The following is a 19,389-nucleotide window of genomic DNA, read 5'->3' on the forward strand; positions in this document are numbered from 1 at the left end:
GATGCGTGATGTATTCATGATAACTCTGCCCGGCAACGCGCTGAACTGGCACACAGTATGGCACCGCAACTACCTTGCATGGAGGAAATCTGCGCTTGTGTCGCTCCTCGGGAACCTTGCGGATCCGATGATGTACCTGTTTGGTCTTGGCCTAGGTGTGGGAATAATGATAGGCCGCGTCGACGGCACGTCATACATCGCGTTCTTGGCCGCTGGAATGGTTGCGACGAGCGCAATGACTTCTGCCACCTTTGAGACGATTTATGCGGCCTTCTCGCGAATGCATACTCAGCGCATGTGGGAAGCGGTGTTATGCACTCAACTCACGATTGGCGACGTCGTTCTAGGTGAACTTTCATGGGCGGCCACAAAAGCCCTTCTTGCCGGCGCTGCGGTGATGGTGGTTGCTGCGATCCTAGGCTATGCGGCGCTGTCGAGTATCATCTATGTCATGCCCGTCGTCGTTCTCACTGGACTCGCCTTCGCGAGTGTGGCTATGGTGCTCGTCGCCATCGCGCCCAGTTACGACTATTTCATTTTTTACCAAACCCTTGTTCTGACGCCCATGTTGTTCCTGAGCGGCGTCGTCTTCCCGATCGGTCATCTCCCCGGTGCTCTTCGGCAAATTGCGAGATTCCTTCCGCTGACACATTCCGTTGAGCTGATCCGCCCAGCGATGCTGGCACGGCCTGTCGCTAGTATCAGCCTTCATGTGGCTGCGCTTTGCGTCTACGCAGTACTGCCGTTCTTTTTATCGGCGGTTCTACTTCGCCGCCGCCTAATGTCGTGACGATTTTGGCAATCAATCCGAGCCCACGAACTTCGCAACGGACTATCTGCGCAGCGCTCACACCCTCTTTCAACCCGTTAGATTAACGCCATGACATACCCCATGCAGACAACTGAGCCATTTGTGATCGTGGGGATGCCGAGGACCGGCACTCACTACTTGGAAGAATTGCTGAATGCGCATCCGAACGTGTCAAGTAATGGTGAGTTGCTCAATCCGTATGACCCAATCTGGCCCGGTCGCGCCCGGCTTTTGCGTAGCGATCGCGAACTGCTCGAGCTAGCCTATCTGCACCATCCGACCATGACCGGGAATCCGCATTTGACACACGTCGGTTGCAAGATCAACCAGCCTCAGTTTAACGAACGTCCCGGGTTTTTCGAGACGCTGGCCGCGTGGCCACGTTTGAAGGTACTGCTCGTGATTCGACGAAACACGTTGGAATCGTTCCGTTCTTTGGTGCAAGCAAGACAAAGCGGTCAGTGGCTAAAATACGGTCCGGACAACGACGACTCACGTCCGCCTCCGCAAGTCATATTGAAAATCGAAGACTGTGAGGCTTACTTTAAGGCCGCGGACGATTTCCACCACTTAATTCTGAGCTCGTTTTCACCGTCGAGCGTGCTCACTATCAACTATGAAACTCTTCGGGACGATCCGGCCCCAAGTCTGAAGGCGGTCTCAGCCTTTCTCGGCATCTCGAATCACCCTTGCTCTGAAAACACATCTCTTAGACGTCAGGAAGTTCGATCGCTGCGGCAGACGGTACTTAACTTCGAAGAGTTGAGGCGTCACTTCGAGGGCAGTCGATACGATAGCTTTTTCGAAGCTCAAGGGGGCTGATCGGCCCGCCAAACATCAAGATTGCCCCGATAGCTTTCAATTGTCTAGCTTTTGAAGAGCATTGGCTTTATCGACTCGCAAACTGGGGTTTCGCGGTCCGCAGCCTAGCTAAACTAATTCTTGCGTTCCGAGCAGCAGATGAACTCCGATGTGTATGGCCCACTGTTCCGGTTCAGTGTTCAGCGAGTGGCGTATGAACATATTGTTATAGGGTAACTTCAAATGGCCTCAACTGTGCAATGGAGACTGTATTGGGAAAATGAGCTAGGGCTCTCGGACCACATAGAATTGTCCGAGTTCTTTCGGGCAACGTATGGACCAACTGGATCTTTTAACGCAAGACCTTTCGAGGGCAGCCGGAGTTGGGCTGGTGCGCGGCCCGAACTCCGTGCGATTGCCTACGATTCGCAAGGGGTGGCGGCTCACATGGGCTCGCTGCGCCGGTTCATCAAGGTTGGCACGGTCGATGTTCTTGTAGCCGAACTGGGACTTTACGGAGTTCGTCCGGATCTCGAAGGACTCGGCATCAGCCATTCGATCCGCGCGATGTATCCGGCACTGCAGGGCCTTCGGGTTCCATTCGCATTCGGCACGGTGCGCCATGAGTTGAAGAACCATATCGCGAGGTTGTGTCGGCATGGATTGGGAACGGTCGTCTCGGGCGTGCGGGTGCGGTCAACTCTGGCCGACGTTCGTCTAGATTTGCCCCCGACACGCACTGAAGACGTCCTTGCGGTAATCATGCCGATTGGTAGCCCGATGAGCCAGTGGCCAGAGGGGAGTGCAATCGAGCGCAATGGTCCGGAGCTATGAAGGCTGGCGCTTCACCACAGAAGGCGGTGGAGCCGACGCCCCCATGCAATTGTCCTTATAGTAAACCGCTATCGAGGTATGTGAACTTGACACATGTAGCGAATTTCGACTTGCTGCTTCGCGAATTGAACTCCAACGATCCGTGGCGGCTGGACAGTAACCCGTTCGAATTCGAGCGCCACAGGCAAATGCTTCGATTGGCACTTGCCGAGGGCATCGTCACAAATGCACTCGAAGTCGGATGTGCGAGCGGGGCGTTCACGGAAAAGCTGGCGCCTCACTGTCGACGGCTCACCGTCATCGATGTAGTTCCAGAAGCGATTGCGCGAACACGCGCACGGCTAATGGAATCGGCCAATATCACTTGGATCGTATCAGACATCCAGCGCTTTTCGGCTCCGGATAAGTTCGATCTGATAGTTGTCGCGGAGGTTCTTTATTACCTCGGAAGCATCGCCGAGGTACGGGCCACTGTGCAGAGCTTGGCGCGCATGCTTGCGCCCAACGGGCAGTTGGTATTCGGATCGGCTGTTGACGCCAATTGCCGGCGGTGGGGCCACATCGCCGGGGCGGAAACGGTGCTCGAAATGCTACGGGAAGAGCTGACCGAAGTCAAGCGCGTGCAGTGCATCGGGCGGTCGTCCAATGAGGATTGCATGCTCGCGCGCTTCCGGAGCCCGATGGATTTTACAAATCAACCGAATTTCCTCCGTTAGAGCGGGAGATACTATGCGCATCTGCGGCATCAAACTGACACACGATGGAGCCATCGCTGTTGTGGAGGATGGAAAGCTCCTTTTTTGCATCGAACAGGAGAAGCGGCACAATAACCCGCGATATCAGGAAATCGGGAATCTCGACGTAGTTGCAACAGTGCTGAGCGAACACGGGCTGCGTGTCGATGACATCGATCAGTTTGTAATTGATGGCTGGGACGGCGAGATAGAGTCGGAATTTCGCACTCTCAGCGGCCGTACGCCTGTGATCTTGAAAGGTGCTCCCTATATCGAACGCAGGGCCGACGATCTCCTCCATCCGCTCGAACGCACCGGCCTGTTAATCGCCGAACAATCGTATTCGTATCAGAGCTACCCTCATGTTTCGGGCCATGTCGCGTCCGCGTACTGCACCAGTCCGTTCGCGATAGGCGGGGAGCCTGCATACTGCCTAGTCTGGGATGGCGGCATGGTCCCAAGACTGTACTATGTGCGACCGGACGAAGCACGCCTCGTCAATTGCCTGTTCCCAGTTATCGGCCAAATGTACGCGGCGGCTGGACATCATTTCGGGCCCTATAAGAAGGCGAGCGGCGCTGACTGGGACCTGGGCGTCGCCGGCAAGCTTATGGCATACATCGCGCTCGGGTCGGTCGACGAAGGCATCATTGCAGTCTTTCGGGAGCTTTATGAGCAACGCTTTGCCGGCGACACCGAACTTGCGCAAGACTACCGCGAGAATGTCCGCATACCAGAAAGATCTCTCGCAGCTATACGCGACTTTTTCCAAGAATGCGTTCCACAATTGGAGGCCAAGCCTCAAGAAGACATACTTGCTTCCTTTCACGTATTCCTCGAGCGTCTTCTGGTTCAAGGAATGGAGGCAGCGCTCTCACGCCATCCGATTTTCGAGCCGCGGAACTTGTGCATCTCTGGCGGATGCGGTCTTAACATCAAATGGAACAGCGCACTACGTGAGAGTCGTCTTTTTGACGCAATCTGGATTCCGCCTTTTCCGAACGATAGTGGGTCTGCGATTGGCGCCGCTTGCTGCTCGATGGCAGCGAACAAAGGCTTCCTGCCGTTGGAATGGTCGATCTATAGCGGGCCAGCAGTGAAAACTGGTGACGTGCCGCCCGGATGGACAGCGTCCCCTTGCTCCATTGCACAACTCGCCGGCGTACTCGCTGAAAATCAACCCGTCGTCTTCCTAGCCGGCAGGGCAGAGCTGGGACCCCGAGCGTTGGGTGCTCGAAGCATTCTCGCTGCTGCGACGTCCCCTGCGATGAAGGACTTCCTCAACGCGGTGAAGCATCGGGAGCATTTTCGTCCGGTAGCACCAATATGTCTTGAAGATCAGGCGATTGCCGTCTTTTGTCCCGGTACTCCAGACCCCTACATGCTGTTCGATCATCAGACGCGCGAGGAATGGCGGGAGAGGATCCCCGCCGTAGTGCATCTCGACGGATCGGCGCGGTTGCAAACCATTGCAAGAACTTCCGCGCATCCCGTGGCGCAACTCCTAATTGAATACGAAAGACTCACTGGCGTTCCTTTGCTATGTAACACCAGTGCCAACTATCATGGACGTGGCTTCTTTCCGGACGCTGCTTCAGCCTGCGAGTGGGGAGGTGTCGAACATGTATGGTGCGACGGTCTTTTATTGAGCAAGGCATGTAGCACTGGCCTGCCATCGTCAATCGACGAACCAGGTTCTGACGGCCGGTTTGAGCGGGCCGTAGCCGCACCGCTCGGGGCGTGACTTGAGTGAGTGCGTCAGGGACTTTCTTTCACGGACGAACCGCACAGACAGCGGCAGCATCCCTCAATGCCAAGATTTTCTATATTGCCATACCGATGCCCACCACACTGCTCCGACGCCGCGATGCAGAGCGGACGCCTTTGCTTCCAACAGCGGTTTCACCCCCTATCGTAGGCAAGTATGAAGAAGACCTCCGTTTCAGATCGTCATGTGCACGGCTTCCGGATTCAGCCGGAGTCGAGAGGACGATTGCTCCGGCAAACGCCCGCCATCCTGTGGTTCACAGGGCTGTCGGCAGCTGGAAAGTCGGCGATTGCCGACAAGGTCGAGGCACTACTGCATGCGTCCGGCCAACTCACCTACATTCTCGATGGAGACTCTATCAGGCTCGGTCTATGCAAGGATCTCGGCTTTGCGGATGCGGATCGCCACGAGAACGTGCGGCGCGTGGCCGAAGTTGCAAAATTGATGGCTGACGCGGGACTCGTAGTGCTAGTGTGCCTCATTTCGCCGTTCCGTCGCGATCGGGAACTCGCCAGATCCACCGCGGGTAGGCACCGTTTCGCCGAAATCCACGTTCACGCTAGTTTGGCCGTAGCCGAAGCTCGCGATCCCAAGGGACTGTATCGGCTTGCGAGAACTGGCGCCATACAGCATTTCACCGGCATCGACTCGCCGTATGAACAGCCGACGGTCCCGGACGTATTCATCGACACATGTTCGAAGTCCATCGATGAAGGCGCGGACCTTGTGGTGAACTGGCTCAATAGCCGCTAGTTGGAGCGAGACGAGTGTGGGCACGCCGCAGAACTGGATTCGATAACCCGATGTTCATGGCGAGCGGCTCGATCGACGCCAGTTGCCGGAGCGGGCGAAACGTCGACACTCGCACTTTGCATACCCTCCTTCCAGCGAACCCGGTGCCAGGGACGTGAGTTTCTTCAGCCACCCATCTGATTGCACTGTGCTCACGCGGACCAAGGTAGACAGATGATTGATTACGGCAATCTCAATTGCTATCGCGGACGATCGCGGTCGCGGTTGCGCGACGCAGCGTTGCTTCCGGCAGCAAATCGGTCTTTCGGCCGTGCCGCATCAATCACTGCCCTGCTTTCACTAGTCTATTCACTTTCCGGCTGCACAGTCGGCCCCGAATATCGCACTCCCGCGCCGCCCGCGACCGACAGCTATACACCGACGGCCCTACCCGAACACACGGTTTCGTCGCCCGGTTCGACGGGTCTTGCGCAGCAGTTCAAGGCTGGCGGCGAGCTGCCTGCACAATGGTGGACCCTTTACCGTTGCGAGCCCCTCGACGCGCTGATACGCGAGGCCCTCTCAAATAGCCCGAATATCGCTGCAGCCCGCGCGGCGCTGCGCCACGCGAGCGAAAATCTGCGCGCGCAAACAGGGATCGATCTATATCCCGCCATCGATGTCAAGCTCAATGCTACTCGCGAAAAGCTCAATGGCACGACCCTAGGCCAGCCCAGCCTGAACAGAATACTAAGTCTGTACAACGCATCAGTGAACGTTTCCTACAACCTGGATCTCTTCGGGGCTGCACGGCACGAACTCGAGGCGCTGGGCGCGCAGGTCGACTTCCAGAGTTTGCAGCTACAGGGCACATACCTGGCGCTGTCAGCGAACATCGTCACCGCTGCGGTCAGGGAAGCTTCCCTCCGCGAGCAGATTGACGCGACCGAGCGTATCGCCACGGATGAGGAGACTCAGCTCGGTGTATTGCGTAAGCAGCTTGAGTTCGGCGGGGTGGGTCGCGTGGCCGTGCTCTCGCAGGAAACGTTGCTCGCACAAACGCGCGCTACCCTGCCGCCACTGCGGCAGTCTCTCGATCGGGCGCGACATCAGCTTGCCGTGCTCGCGGGTAAACCGCCTAGCGATAACAGCGTTCCCGAGTTCAGGCTGTCGATGTTCACCCTACCGCAGAGCTTACCCGTCGCCCTCCCTTCGTCGCTCGTCCGTCAACGTCCGGACATCCTGGCTGCGGAAGCCCTGCTGCGTCAGGCGAGCGCCCAGGTCGGCGTCGCAACCGCGAACATGTATCCGCAGCTTACGCTGTCCGCAAACTACGGCCCGCAATCGTTAACGCCAGCGGGCATGCTGAAGTACGCGGACATGATCTGGAACATCGGCGCGGGACTCACTCAGCCGATCTTTAACGGAGGCCAACTGAGCGCTAAAAGGCGCGCGGCGGAAGCCGCCTTCGATGAGGCCAACGGGCAATACAGGCAAACGATACTGCTTGCATTCGAAGATGTCGCGGACACGCTCCGCGCACTCGATCACGATGCAACCGCACTCGCCGCGCAAACCGAAGCGTGGCGTGCAGCCAGCAGCTCGCTCGAGCTGACGCGTGGCCAGTTTCGTGCCGGCGGTGTCAGTTATCTAGCTCTGCTCGATGCGCAGCGTCAATACCAGCAGACCATCGTCAATCTCACCCAAGCGCGCGCTGCACGCTACGCAGACACGGCGGCATTGTTCGAAGCACTGGGTGGCGGCTGGTGGAGCGACACTGCGAGGATCCAGACAGGACAGGCGGACTCCGATATCAACCCGCAGTGAACTCTCTTTCTGCTTGCCGCGCCCCGCATGGTTTCCAATGCTGCGCGTCCAACGGGATCTGTTCCATATCAGTTTGCCGTGCAAGGACACGACGATGACGACAAATAAACCAACAGCAAAACGGATGATCACCATGCTGATCTGCATGGGCGCTCTGCTTGGCGCGCTGATCGGTTTCAACCTGTACAAGGCGCATATGATCCGGAAATTCATGGCGCACAACGCGGTGCCGGCTGCTACCGTCACGTCCGCCGTCGTGAGCTATCAGACATGGCAGCCACAGCTTGCCGCTGTGGGCAGCCTGCGTGCCGTGCGCGGTGTCGACGTGACGAGTGAAGTGGCTGGACTAGTTCGCGAGATCGCATTCAAGTCCGGCGAGGAAGTCAAGGCCGGACAGGTGCTCGTGCGTCTGAACGACCGCTCGGACCGCGCGCAGCTCGCCTCGCTAAGAGCTGCCGCCGACCTATCGCAAACCGTCTATAACCGCGACACAGCACAGTACGACATTCAGGCGATTGCCAGGGCGCAAGTCGATACTGATGCCGCCGACCTGAGAAGCAAACGAGCACAAGTCGAACAGCAGGCCGCACTGGTCGAGAAAAAAACGGTTCGCGCCCCCTTCGCGGGACGCGTGGGCATCACGACAGTCAATCCGGGCCAGTATATCAATCCGGGCGACGCCATCGTTACATTGCAAGCTATCGATCCCATCTACGTCGACTTTCACCTGCCCCAGCAGGAACTCGGTCAACTGCAGGTGGGACAGAGCGTCGCCGTAAATGCAAGTGCATTCGTGAGCCACGGCTTCGTGGGTAAGATCCGCGCTATCAACCCGCGCCTCGACAGCACGACGCGCAACGTGGAGGTCGAAGCGGCCCTCGACAACCGCGAGCGCAAACTGTTGCCGGGGATGTACGCTAGCGTAAAAGTCGATGTTGGTCACGAGCAGCGCTACCTGACACTGCCGCAAACGGCAATCACTTACAATCCCTACGGGGCAACAGTTTTCGTCATCAAACCGGGCGAGCATAAGGACGCACGCGGCAAAACGATGCCCGTTGCGCAACAAATCTTCGTAACGCCAGGACCCACGCGCGGCGATCAGGTTGCGATCCTGAAGGGCTTAGACGATGGCGCACTAGTGGTAACGAGCGGCCAGCTCAAGCTGAAGAACGGCACACCGCTCGTGATCGACAATCGCGTGTTGCCGGCAGACAGTCCTGCTCCGACGCCCCAAGAACAATAAGAGTTCCTCAGATGGATTTCACCGATATCTTTATCAAACGGCCGGTCCTCGCGTCCGTGGTGAGCCTGTTCATCCTCGTGCTGGGCTTACGTTCCCTGTCGACACTCAAGGTTAGCGAATATCCCCAGACTGGCACTGGCGTCGTTACCATCACCACCTCGTACTATGGCGCTAGCGCCGAGACGATGGCCGGCTTCGTTACTCAGCCGCTCGAAGCCGCGATCGCACAGGTGCAAGGCATCGATTACATGTCGTCGAAGAGTAGCACGGGTGTCTCAAGTATCACCGCGACTCTCCGCCTGAACTACGATCCGAACCGCGCGCTAACAGAGATCAATACCCAAATCACGTCTATGCGGAACCAGTTGCCACCCCAAGCGCAACAGCCAGTGTTGACGATTCAGGTCGGCCAGACTACTGACACGATATATATGGGCTTCTACAGCGATGTCCTGCCAAGCAACAACGTCACGGACTATCTGCTGCGCGTTGTCAAGCCGAAGCTCGATTCAATTCAGGGCGTGCAAACCGCAGAGGTTCTCGGCGGCCGTCAGTTCGCGTTGCGCGCGTGGCTTGATTCCACCAAGCTCGCAGCGCACAACGTGACGGCTTCTGACGTCTACACCGCACTCGGCAACAACAACTATCTGGCGACGCTCGGAGCAACCAAAGGCCAGATGACCAGCGTCAGTCTAAACGCCGGTACCGATCTGCATTCCGTCGAAGACTTCAGGAAGCTGGTTATCAAGCAGAAGAACGGCGCGATCGTACGCCTAGAGGATGTCGCCAATGTTGTGTTGGGTGCGGACAACTACGACTCCGATGTCGCTTTTAGTGGAAAACGCTCGGTGTTCATTGGGATCAAGGTAGCGCCCGACGCGAACCTGCTCGAAGTAGCGAAACGCGTCAAAGCTGTGTTCCCTGATCTGCAGAAGCACCTCCCCACGGGTGTGTCGAGCGACATCGTCTATGATGCCACGGACTTTATCGAGACTGCCATCGACGAAGTGATGAAGACGCTCGTCGAGGCACTACTGATCGTAACGCTAGTGATTTACCTGTTCTTCGGCAGCTTCCGCGCGGTGATAGTGCCCTTGTTCGCGATGCCGCTGTCTCTGATCGGCACATTCTTTACGATGCAGTTGCTCGGCTACTCCATTAATCTACTGACGCTGCTCGCGCTGGTGCTCGCGGTCGGACTCGTGGTCGATGACGCGATCATCGTGGTTGAGAATTTCGACCGACACCTGACGACCGGGGGCAAGCGTCCCTTCGATGCCGCGCTCATCGCCGCGCGTGAACTCAGTGGCCCGATACTCGCAATGACTGTTGTGTTGATTGCCGTCTATCTCCCCATTGGCTTCCAAGGCGGACTGACGGGCGCACTGTTCACGGAGTTCGCATTTACACTGGCAACCGCGGTCACTATGTCGGGCGTGGTCGCGCTAAGCCTATCGCCAATGATGTGCTCGCGACTCTTTCACCACGAGCAGCAACCCGGACGCTTCAACCGTCTCGTCCATCAGCAGTTTGAGAAAGTGCACCGGGGTTATATGCGGCTCCTGCGCTCGATACTGGACACATGGACCGTATTCGTCGTGATGGGTGCAATACTGTTATGCGGGACCATCTATTTATTTGCGACGTCACAGTCCGAACTCGCCCCCCAGGAGGACCAAGGCATCGTACTGTCGCTGATCCAGGGACCACCCAATGCGACGATTCAACAGATGCAGATGTATGCCGACCAGGTTTTCCAGATATCTAAGCAATTGCCCGAGTATGCGCAGATGTTTCAGTTGACAGGCGCGCCGACATTGAATCAGGGCTTCGGCGGCGTGCTCTTCACGACATGGGACAGGCGAAAGAGAGGTGCCTCCGAGTTGCAACAGGAGCTTCAACAGAAGTGGAATGGCATCGCCGGCGCGCGAGTTGCTGCTTTCCAGCTTCCACCCCTGCCCGGTGCGCAAGGCTTCCCGGTGCAGTTCGTGATCAACACGACGGAGCCTTTCGATAACCTCAACGAAGTGACCCAAGCGGTTTTGCAACAGGCGCGCGAAAGCGGCATGTTCCTCTTTGTCGACAGTGACCTAAAGATCGACAAGCCCGAGACCGTTCTGATGGTCGACCGCGACAAGGTCGCCTCGCTCGGCCTTACGCAAAGCGACATGGGACAGGCGCTCGGAGCTGCGCTCGGTGGTAACTACGCGAACTATTTCTCGGTCGCCGGCCGTTCGTACAAGGTGATTCCGCAGCTTCAGCAGGTCGACCGAATGAACCCATCGCAGCTATTAGACTACAACCTGCGCACTTCCGACGGCAGTATGATTCCTGCTTCGACTGTCTCGCATCTGAAGTCGACGGTTGTGCCCGAATCCATCAACCATTTTCAGCAAATGAATTCGGCAACGATCTCGGCCGTAGCCGCACCCCGCGTTTCGCAGGGCGAAGTACTCGAGTTCCTGCGCAACGCCACAACCCGCGTCGCTCCCTCAGGATACAACATGGACTATTCCGGACTTTCGCGCCAATTCATGCACGAGTCCGGCGGCTTCCTAATCACTCTGATGTTCGCAGCGGTCATTGTGTTCCTTGCACTCGCGGCGCAGTTTGAAAGCTTCCGCGATCCCATCGTCATTCTGGTATCAGTGCCGTTGGCGTTGTTCGGTGCGCTGATCTTCATTAACATCGGCGTTTCCACGCTCAACATCTACACGCAAGTCGGACTGGTCACACTCATGGGGCTTATCAGCAAGCATGGCATTCTCATCGTGCAGTTCGCGAATGAGTTACAGCGTTCAGGCCGCAGCAAGCGCGAAGCTCTTGAAGAAGCGGCAGGCGGGCGCCTGCGCCCGATCGTCATGACTACAGCCGCCATGGTGCTTGGTGTTCTGCCGCTAGTGATTGCGTCCGGCGCCGGCGCGGCAGGGCGCAACGCGATCGGACTGGTAATATTCACAGGACTGTCGATCGGCACTCTGTTCACACTGTTCGTTGTCCCGTCGATGTACATGTTGTTAGGTGCAGAACATCACGAGAAGACAACAGCAATGACGTGACCGCCATCAACTGTGCAATTTTTCGCGCACTCCTCGCGCCGCGGTGTGGCTGGAGCAAGCAGCTTGCGATGACTGCAAGGACTGCCTTCACGCGGCGAACAGGCGGTGACCGTGCCCGGCACGCAGGCCGCAACAATCGTCATGCCACGTCTGGCCCAGCAACTCGCGTCCTTGCGCAAGCAACGCGACGAGGTCGCCAGCGAAGTAGAACGCCTGGTACATGCACACCCTCTTTGGCCGGTCCTGACCAGTATGCCCGGAGTCGGCGTCAGGACCGCCGCCAGACTCCTCACTGAAGTCGCTCACAAAGCCTTTGCTTCAGCCGCGCATCTCGCCGCCTACGCCGGCCTCGCCCCGGTCACACGACGCTCAGGTTCGTCCATCCGTGGCGAGCATCCATCCAGGCGGGGCAACAAGGTGCTCAAGAGAGCGCTCTTCCTCTCGGCCTTTGCCGCCTTGCGAGATCCAGTCTCGAGGGACTATTACGCTCGTAAGGTCTAGCAGGGCAATCGCCACAATCATGCGCTCATTGCCCTTGCCAGACGACGCTGCGACGTGTTGTTCGCAATGCTGCGCGACGGCACTTCTATCAACCAAAATCCGCCCCTAACGCTTGACGAACGACATAGCCCCCCCCCCCCCGCATCCGCTGACCACGCACGTACACTGGCCCACAGCAATGGTATGGCTCACTCGTTCTTGAAGACGATGTGCGTTTTCCCCGGGGTTACAGGGCAACTCCACTCCAGGCCCCCAACCCGCAATTGAGTCCAGTCCGAAAGCTATATGCCCATGGTGTCTCGTCGTCAAGTTAGTCGATATCGAGCACGAGGTAATCTTTTGCAGTCGACATCCCGACGCTCGCCTCGTTGCGACATTGCCTTCACGTCTTCGCAAGCGATGTTTAGGCAACTCGGCGGCGACAAAAAATAGACGACCGGTTGTGACCTCACGATATCTTTTCACAAGCATCAATTTTATTTGTTTGATCCTGAGGCAGACGATTTGCTATCGTGGCATTCACGGGTATTAAAGATAAATAGCGGTTTGTCCTGACAGACAACGGAGTTATTGGCAACGAAATAAGCAATCTTTACCTGTCTTATCTAAATCGTAGCGTTAATCTCAGCGATCGTCTTTTGGACGGGTAGAGGCACTCAAAAGGGAGATAATTCATGAAAAACTGCGCCGCATCTTCACAAATTGCATCACCGACTATTGACCTATTGTACGACTACGCTCCTTTCCTCGAGATTTGCAAATCAGAAGGAGCAATTGGTTCGTTTTCACCCAGTGTACAGACGCCGCGGGTTGCAATCGTGGGGGCCGGCATTAGCGGGCTTCTGGCCGCGGCAGAATTGATGCGAGCAGGTGTCACCGATGTCACCGTGTTTGAAGCCCGCGATCGCATCGGAGGTAGAGTATGGTCACAACCTTTTGATCCACGGTACCCGCATCTCATCGCTGAAATGGGTGCAATGAGATTTCCTCCGAGTGCGACCGGTCTTTTTCATTACCTTGACAGATACGGCATTTCGACGACAGCCTCTTTCCCGGATCCGGGAATGGTCGATACCGAATTGCACTATCGCGGTACTCGCCATATCTGGCGCGCGGGAGAACCGCCGCCCCCATTATTCAGAGTCGTCTACCAAGGCTGGAGAACCTTTTTGCAGGAAGGATGCGTGATCAACGGTACGTCTCTAGTTGCTCCCGCAAAAATCACCGCAATGTTGAGGTCAGGCCGGTTTGAGAAAGCCCGAGCGGAATGGCAAACGTGGCTCGACGTGTTTCGTGACAGTTCTTTCTACGCAGCCATCGTGGCCATCTTCACTGGATCTCGCCCGCCCGGAGACATCCGCTGGGAACGGCCTGACGACTTTGAACTATTCGGTTCTTTGGGCATAGGCTCTGGAGGCTTCCTTCCTGTTTATCAGGCGGCATTCACCGAAATACTGCGGCTCGTCATCAATGGCTACATGGACGATCAGCGCTTGGTCTCTTGCGGAATTTCTACACTAGCTGAGTGCCTCGCAGCAGAGAAGATCGGAGAATGCACCGTTGCTGACCGGGTTCGCTTCAATGGCGTGGGCCGTATCTACAAAGAAGACGGAAAGATAAGGCTGATAACTGACGCGGGCGAAATCATGACCTTTGACCGAGTTATCGTTACCAGCAACACAAGGACAATGCAGATGGTTCACGGCCTGACCGACGACGAGACGTTTCTCAGTCGAGACGTCTCACGAGCCGTTAGAGAAACGCATCTCACCGGGTCATCAAAACTATTCATGCTTACACATGGTAAATTTTGGCTCGGTAACGATTTGCCAGTCACAATTCAATCTGACAGTTTTGCGCGCGGGGTATATTGCCTTGACTACGAGCCCGATAAGCCAGACGGTCCAGGTGTAGTTTTGCTTAGCTACACGTGGGAGGACGACGCGCACAAGCTACTAAGTGTCCCCGACAAAAAGCAGCGCTGCGAGCGTTTTGTCGACGCCCTTGCTACATTCAACCCTGAACTTGCGCGGCACCTGACTCCCGTGGATGACGACTACGAGCATGCCATCCTTCACCATGACTGGTTGACTGACCCCCATTCTTCCGGTGCGTTTAAACTCAACTATCCCGGTGAAGATGTGTACTCACAGCGGCTTTTTTTTCAATTTCAGACGGCAAACGACCTTGCAACGGATACTGGCCTATATTTGGCTGGATGTGGTTGTTCATTCACCGGTGGTTGGATCGAGGGGGCGGTCCAGACAGCTATCAATAGCGCCTGCGCCGTTATACGCAGTACAGGCGGAGACCTTGTACGGGGCAATCCTCTCGACGAAATACGCAGTGCCTATCACTACTAATATCGCATGCACTGACGACACGCTATTTTGGAACTATTTATGTATTCGGAAGACACTCTGCAATCGCTTTGTGATGGTATACGCGATGGTGAAATCTCTGCGGATGACATGCGGAAGCACGCAATTAGCGCCAATGCTAATCAGTCGAAGCTGAATTGTTTCATTGGTAGTCGCGACCTCGATGCGCATTTCGCAAGGCCGAATGATGTGCTGAAAGGTGCACCACTCTATGGCATCCCCTTCTCATTGAAAGACAATATTTGTGCTAACGGGCTTCCAGTAACTGCCGGTACGCCAGGGATGGAAGGATGCATAGCGACACGCGATGCCATTATCGTCCGAAAACTGAAATCCTTGGGTGCAATCGTCGCCGGTAAGAACAATATGCATGAACTTAGTTTTGGCATCACATCGGTCAATCCGAGGTGGGGAACGGTGGGCAACCCGACGGCTCCGGGATATCTGGCGGGCGGAAGCAGTGGCGGTTGCGCGGCCGCGGTGGCTGCCGGGATCGTTCCGATGGCGATCGGAACTGACACTGGCGGCTCAGTGCGGATACCGGCCGCCTTCTGTGGCATTGTCGGCTTCAGGCCTACAAGCGGTCACTGGTCTTCAGCTGGAATCGTTCCAGTTTCTCGCACTAAAGATTCACCTGGGCTTTTGACGCGCACGGCGAAGGACGCGTTGATGATATATGAGCTGCTGTCAACCGGTACTCGCCCTCCGGCAAAACAGATGAGTACTCCTTGCCGCATAGGACTTCCGGCGTCCATGTGGAGTGACATCAATGAAGATGTCCGAAAGCATTGTTGGCATGCGATCACGCGTCTCATCCGCGCGGGGTTCGAGTGCGTTGATCTGGACGACTCTGCTGTTGCTGACTTAAATAGGATTGGAACCTTCACCATTCCCGTTTACGAATTCTTCATGGACTTTCCACGCACATTGCTTTCCTTCGGTTGGGCCAACAGGATAAATACGATATTCGATAACATCCGTGATGAAGCTGTCCGCAACATCGTCCACAGCAACCTCAGTGCGCAGATGATCTCTGCGGCGGATTATTCTTTTGCGATTCAGAATGTGGGCCTTTTGCGTCAACAAATGAAAAACCTGTTCACCACCCAAGGTATCGATTTTCTCGCATACCCGACGGTTCCGCGCAGCGTTCCCCACTGTAGCGATGCCGGGCGGCCCGAACTTTTCTCGGAGGTGATACGTAATACCGACTTGGCCAGCAATGCCGCGATGCCCTCGATTACGCTTCCTGTTGCTCCGCATGGCGCATTGCCCGTTGGTTTGAGCCTTGACGCACCACGAGGTCAGGACCGCCGCCTCTTGACTATGGCAACGTCTGTAGAAGACGTTCTGAATTCGTCGTAACACGACTGCCATCTTCACTGCGAAAGGTTTCATGCGCAGGCAGCAGCAAACGATTCGCACACCGTTTCGGAGGCGGTAGCCAATGCAGATTTCATTGCAAAGAATAAACACTCTCTTTGACGCCGGTAGTTTTGTCGACCATCACCCTGTCGAGAGAAGTCATTTCATCTGCGGCGAAGGGTCTATAAATTCCGTAAGAACGTTTCTGGTCATGAATCGGGGAAGAGACTGTGAATTCCGAGGAAGCGGACAGTGGGGTACCGCCACGCAGATTATAAAGACCGTAACGATGGCCCGGGACAGTTGCGCCCCATTGATTTACGTTCAGGACCGTCCCGGAGGGACAGATAGTTTCGATACCACAAAAGTTCTTTCGTCGGACATGTCGAAACTGCTTTTGTCACCAACTGGAATGGGCAGAGTCAGTGCATCCCTCGCGGAGTTGGCCGAGAAGAATTTGCTAATTTCCGCCATACTCGGCCCGACCTCAGGCCCCTTGGCCTTACCACTGATGCTGGCTGACTTGGTGTTGATGACCAAAAAGGGCGCCTTGTGCATGGGTCGCCCCGATATGGTGAAGGCCATGCTGGCTCAGGATTCAGATCTCTATTCGCTAGGTGGAACAGACGTTCACAGCAAGCACTCAGGTTCAGTTCAATTGGTATTCGAAGATGAAGAAGACCTATTCGGATGTGTAAGGCAGTTGCTTCACGTCAGCGCCAACCGCGGAGCGAACCGTGGTCTGGGATATGTAGAACCCGAAGCAGCTGATTTCAAGAGCTTGATTCCATCGGATCATCGTACGCCCTATGACATGCATCAGTTGCTGCATTCTTTCGTCGACAAGGACAGCTTCACCGAAATTAGCCCGGAATACGCAAAGGAAGTGTTGACAGGCTACGCGACCATTAAAGGAAGCGCGATCGCTATCATTGCCAACAATCCCCGCTATAAGGGCGGTGCCATTCACAGGCAATCCGCTACCAAAATAGTCAAAATGGTTGGTGTGGCTGAGAAAGTCAGGATACCGATCATTTTTATTGCTGACATCCCTGGATTTATGATAGGCCGAGAGGCCGAAAATAGTGGGATTTTTTCTGCAGCGGCAGATTTGTTCAGGGCACACGTTCGAAGCAAAGTACCTAAGTTGCTGCTCATTGCAAGAAAAGCGTACACGGGAGGCGTGTATGCTATGTGCGGCCCTGGCTTTAACCCAGTAGCAGTCTTGGCTTATCCGCAGGCTCACATTGGTGTTTTCAGTCCCGATACAATGACAAAAGTCATGTCAGAACTTGATGAAACGACAAGAGACATAATACAGAGGCTGACCGACGAAATCGAAAATCCCGAACTGTTGAAGGCCAGTGGACTGATTACCGACGTCATTGAAATAGAAGATACCAGGGAGCAGGTTTCGAGATATTTGTTCGCGGAAGGAGGCAGATCTTGAGTCGGATGCTCTGATCGCGGGACAATGCGCGACTCGCCAGACTATTGTGTCCAAGTTGTAGCACTGCCGCGATCAGACTTCTTCGGACTGTTGCCGCGCCACGGTCATCCGGCACCGCAATGATAACCGGCGATTCGATGTACGCATGTCACGTTCATCGCGCTAGGCGGGGTCCACGCACTATCAACAAGATTGCGCTGCGTGTCAGGCTCAGCAGGACGATTCCCAGGACAGATGCGTTTGGCACGCCGACCTGTAACCTACATAGTCGAGCCTGATCAATTCGGAGAGCCTTGCGTGGCAGAGCTTTGAGGCCGAATTGGTGTTGTGAGATTTGCAGGATCCTGGCACATTAACGTGAGAATCCTGCATTTTTCGACGAGGTGCGAATGGGTCCGAAGACGCCTGTGACGGAGGGAGATTTTTTCCGCCAGCCGCTGCGCGAACAGATCAACCTGAAGCATCCGTTGATACGTTTGGCCGACCTGATCAACTGGGAGCGACTGGGCGCATCAATGAGCGAAAGCTTTGTATCGCGCAAGGGTCGACCGGCGACATCGCCGAGGCTGATCGCCGGGTTGCTGTATTTGCAGCACGCGTTCGACCTGTCCGACGAAGAGGTCGTCTGGCAATGGGTAGAGAACCCGTACTGGCAGGTGTTCACCGGCGAGACCTACTTGCAGACCGAACCTCCGATCGACCCATCGAGCCTGACGCGTTGGCGCAAGCGAATGGGCGAAGCCGGCGTTGAAGAGTTGCTGGCCGAAACGATCGAAGCAGCAAAACGCGCTGGCGTGATCAAGGCTTCGAGCGTCAAGCGCGTGATTGTTGATACGACCGTCATGGAGAAGGCGATTGCCCACCCAACCGATTCGCGCCTGCTCGAACGGTGTCGCGAACATCTGGTGAAAGCCGCGGCACGGCACGGTCTGAACCTGAGGCAGAACTACAACCGCGAGGCGCCGCATCTGGCGCTGCAGATTGGCCGCTACGCTCACGCGAAACAGTACAAACGCATGAGGAAAGCGCTGCGCACGCTGCGCTCGCGCGTTGGACGGGTGATGCGCGATGTGGAGCGGCAGGTCAACCAGGTGGCCGACCTAGGCTGCGCTGAATTAACGGAACTGATCGCCCGCACGAGACGCATTCTGGCGCAGAAGCCGAAGGACAAGAACAAGCTTTATGCGCTGCATGCACCGGAAGTCGAGTGCCTGGCCAAGGGCAAGGCGCGCAAGCCGTACGAGTTCGGGGTGAAAGTTTCGATCGCGACGACCCACAAGGAAGGACTGGTGGTTGGCATGCGCTCGATGCCAGGCAATCCGTACGACGGGCACACCCTGGCTGAAGCGCTGGAGCAGGCGGCAATCCTGTGCGACGCCACGCCGGAGGTCGCCATCGTCGACCGTGGCTACAAGGGTGTCGCCGTCGATGGTGTGAAGATCTACCACCCGGGCTTGCGGCGGGGCATTACACGCGGACTACGCGCGATGATCAGACGGCGCAGCGCAATCGAGCCAGCAATCGGTCACATGAAGACAGACGGAAAACTCGATCGCAACTGGCTCAAGGGTGCGCTCGGCGACGCGATGCACGCGGTGATGTGCGGCGCAGGACACAATCTACGGATGATCCTCAGGAAGCTGCGGCTTCTTTGCGCCTTCATTCTGACCGCCTTGTTCAACCACCGACTTGCTCGGCTTCAATCCCCGTAACTACGGTGCTCGGCAAAACGAATTGTTCAGGACGGACTACATAGTCGGGTCTGAATAATTCGTTTTCGGCGACGACGCCGTTCATGGTGTCGAAGCGGAAGCCGCGGAGCGGTTGAGCAATGCGACAAGTACAAGGACGTAAAAACGCCGCAGCTTTCTGAGGATCAT

14 protein-coding genes and 1 pseudogene are annotated in these 19,389 nt (G+C 56.2%); 14 read left to right on the forward strand and 1 reads right to left on the reverse strand.

From position 1 onward, the window contains the following. Position 1: 1 nt before the first annotated feature. The 14 genes and pseudogenes from AB3X94_RS35320 to AB3X94_RS35385 all read left to right on the forward strand — a co-directional run bounded on the left by AB3X94_RS35320 (position 2) and on the right by AB3X94_RS35385 (position 19,221). On the forward strand, positions 2-790 hold the full coding sequence (locus tag AB3X94_RS35320) for an ABC transporter permease (protein ID WP_176112455.1): 789 nt from the start codon (positions 2-4) through the stop codon (positions 788-790). 102 nt (positions 791-892) lie between these two features. Next, positions 893-1,633 carry a sulfotransferase gene (locus tag AB3X94_RS35325; RefSeq protein WP_281375199.1) on the forward strand — a complete coding sequence of 247 codons (741 nt, stop codon included), beginning with the start codon at positions 893-895 and terminating at the stop codon, positions 1,631-1,633. 222 nt (positions 1,634-1,855) lie between these two features. Next, the gene (locus tag AB3X94_RS35330) at positions 1,856-2,446 is read left to right on the forward strand and encodes a NodA family N-acyltransferase (RefSeq protein WP_176112457.1); all 591 of its coding nucleotides are present in this window, start codon (positions 1,856-1,858) and stop codon (positions 2,444-2,446) included. Between the two features lie 80 nt (positions 2,447-2,526). Next, positions 2,527-3,162, forward strand: a complete 636-nt coding sequence (nodS, locus tag AB3X94_RS35335; protein WP_368593722.1) for a nodulation methyltransferase NodS — start codon at positions 2,527-2,529, stop codon at positions 3,160-3,162. Between the two features lie 13 nt (positions 3,163-3,175). Beyond that, positions 3,176-4,924: a nodulation protein NodU gene (gene nodU, locus AB3X94_RS35340; RefSeq protein WP_368613934.1), complete on the forward strand. Its 1,749-nt coding sequence runs from the start codon at positions 3,176-3,178 to the stop codon at positions 4,922-4,924. A 180-nt stretch (positions 4,925-5,104) separates the two neighbouring features. Continuing rightward, complete coding sequence (cysC, locus tag AB3X94_RS35345; RefSeq protein ID WP_176112460.1) at positions 5,105-5,701, forward strand: adenylyl-sulfate kinase; 597 nt, start codon at positions 5,105-5,107, stop codon at positions 5,699-5,701. 213 nt (positions 5,702-5,914) lie between these two features. After that, positions 5,915-7,507: an efflux transporter outer membrane subunit gene (locus tag AB3X94_RS35350; RefSeq protein WP_368613935.1), complete on the forward strand. Its 1,593-nt coding sequence runs from the start codon at positions 5,915-5,917 to the stop codon at positions 7,505-7,507. Between the two features lie 94 nt (positions 7,508-7,601). Next, the gene (locus AB3X94_RS35355; protein WP_368613936.1) at positions 7,602-8,753 is read left to right on the forward strand and encodes an efflux RND transporter periplasmic adaptor subunit; all 1,152 of its coding nucleotides are present in this window, start codon (positions 7,602-7,604) and stop codon (positions 8,751-8,753) included. 11 nt (positions 8,754-8,764) lie between these two features. Next, entirely contained in the window at positions 8,765-11,812 is a 3,048-nt protein-coding gene (locus AB3X94_RS35360) for an efflux RND transporter permease subunit (RefSeq protein ID WP_368593726.1), read from the forward strand. Positions 11,813-11,908: 96 nt separating this feature from the next. Further along, positions 11,909-12,429, forward strand: a pseudogene (locus tag AB3X94_RS35365) (transposase); the annotation flags it as partial. Positions 12,430-12,987: 558 nt separating this feature from the next. Next, positions 12,988-14,676 (forward strand): FAD-dependent oxidoreductase, encoded by a 1,689-nt coding sequence (locus tag AB3X94_RS35370; RefSeq protein ID WP_368593727.1) that lies wholly within the window; start codon positions 12,988-12,990, stop codon positions 14,674-14,676. Between the two features lie 39 nt (positions 14,677-14,715). Next, positions 14,716-16,059, forward strand: coding sequence for an amidase family protein (locus AB3X94_RS35375; RefSeq protein ID WP_368593728.1), 1,344 nt, complete (start codon positions 14,716-14,718; stop codon positions 16,057-16,059). 82 nt (positions 16,060-16,141) lie between these two features. Beyond that, the gene (locus tag AB3X94_RS35380; RefSeq protein ID WP_368593729.1) at positions 16,142-17,509 is read left to right on the forward strand and encodes a carboxyl transferase domain-containing protein; all 1,368 of its coding nucleotides are present in this window, start codon (positions 16,142-16,144) and stop codon (positions 17,507-17,509) included. 389 nt (positions 17,510-17,898) lie between these two features. Next, on the forward strand, positions 17,899-19,221 hold the full coding sequence (locus tag AB3X94_RS35385; RefSeq protein ID WP_368613937.1) for an IS5 family transposase: 1,323 nt from the start codon (positions 17,899-17,901) through the stop codon (positions 19,219-19,221). Here AB3X94_RS35385 and AB3X94_RS35390 read toward each other — a convergent pair. Beyond that, on the reverse strand, positions 19,187-19,389 hold a 203-nt coding region (locus AB3X94_RS35390), incomplete at its 5' end, for a hypothetical protein (protein WP_368613938.1). The two genes, AB3X94_RS35385 and AB3X94_RS35390, sit on opposite strands and share 35 nt — an antisense overlap.

It is taken from the genome of Paraburkholderia sp. BR10923, from assembly GCF_040948765.1.
Taxonomy (GTDB): domain Bacteria; phylum Pseudomonadota; class Gammaproteobacteria; order Burkholderiales; family Burkholderiaceae; genus Paraburkholderia; species Paraburkholderia youngii.

What these genes read in the sequence shown, in the direction of transcription:
- AB3X94_RS35320 (WP_176112455.1), top strand. Translation starts at nt 2, where the DNA reads ATGCGTGATGTATTCATGATAACTCTGCCCGGCAACGCGCTGAACTGG.
- AB3X94_RS35325 (WP_281375199.1), top strand. Translation starts at nt 893, where the DNA reads ATGCAGACAACTGAGCCATTTGTGATCGTGGGGATGCCGAGGACCGGC.
- AB3X94_RS35330 (WP_176112457.1), top strand. Translation starts at nt 1,856, where the DNA reads ATGGCCTCAACTGTGCAATGGAGACTGTATTGGGAAAATGAGCTAGGG.
- nodU (WP_368613934.1), top strand. Translation starts at nt 3,176, where the DNA reads ATGCGCATCTGCGGCATCAAACTGACACACGATGGAGCCATCGCTGTT.
- cysC (WP_176112460.1), top strand. Translation starts at nt 5,105, where the DNA reads ATGAAGAAGACCTCCGTTTCAGATCGTCATGTGCACGGCTTCCGGATT.
- AB3X94_RS35350 (WP_368613935.1), top strand. Translation starts at nt 5,915, where the DNA reads ATGATTGATTACGGCAATCTCAATTGCTATCGCGGACGATCGCGGTCG.
- AB3X94_RS35355 (WP_368613936.1), top strand. Translation starts at nt 7,602, where the DNA reads ATGACGACAAATAAACCAACAGCAAAACGGATGATCACCATGCTGATC.
- AB3X94_RS35360 (WP_368593726.1), top strand. Translation starts at nt 8,765, where the DNA reads ATGGATTTCACCGATATCTTTATCAAACGGCCGGTCCTCGCGTCCGTG.
- AB3X94_RS35370 (WP_368593727.1), top strand. Translation starts at nt 12,988, where the DNA reads ATGAAAAACTGCGCCGCATCTTCACAAATTGCATCACCGACTATTGAC.
- AB3X94_RS35375 (WP_368593728.1), top strand. Translation starts at nt 14,716, where the DNA reads ATGTATTCGGAAGACACTCTGCAATCGCTTTGTGATGGTATACGCGAT.
- AB3X94_RS35380 (WP_368593729.1), top strand. Translation starts at nt 16,142, where the DNA reads ATGCAGATTTCATTGCAAAGAATAAACACTCTCTTTGACGCCGGTAGT.
- AB3X94_RS35385 (WP_368613937.1), top strand. Translation starts at nt 17,899, where the DNA reads ATGGGTCCGAAGACGCCTGTGACGGAGGGAGATTTTTTCCGCCAGCCG.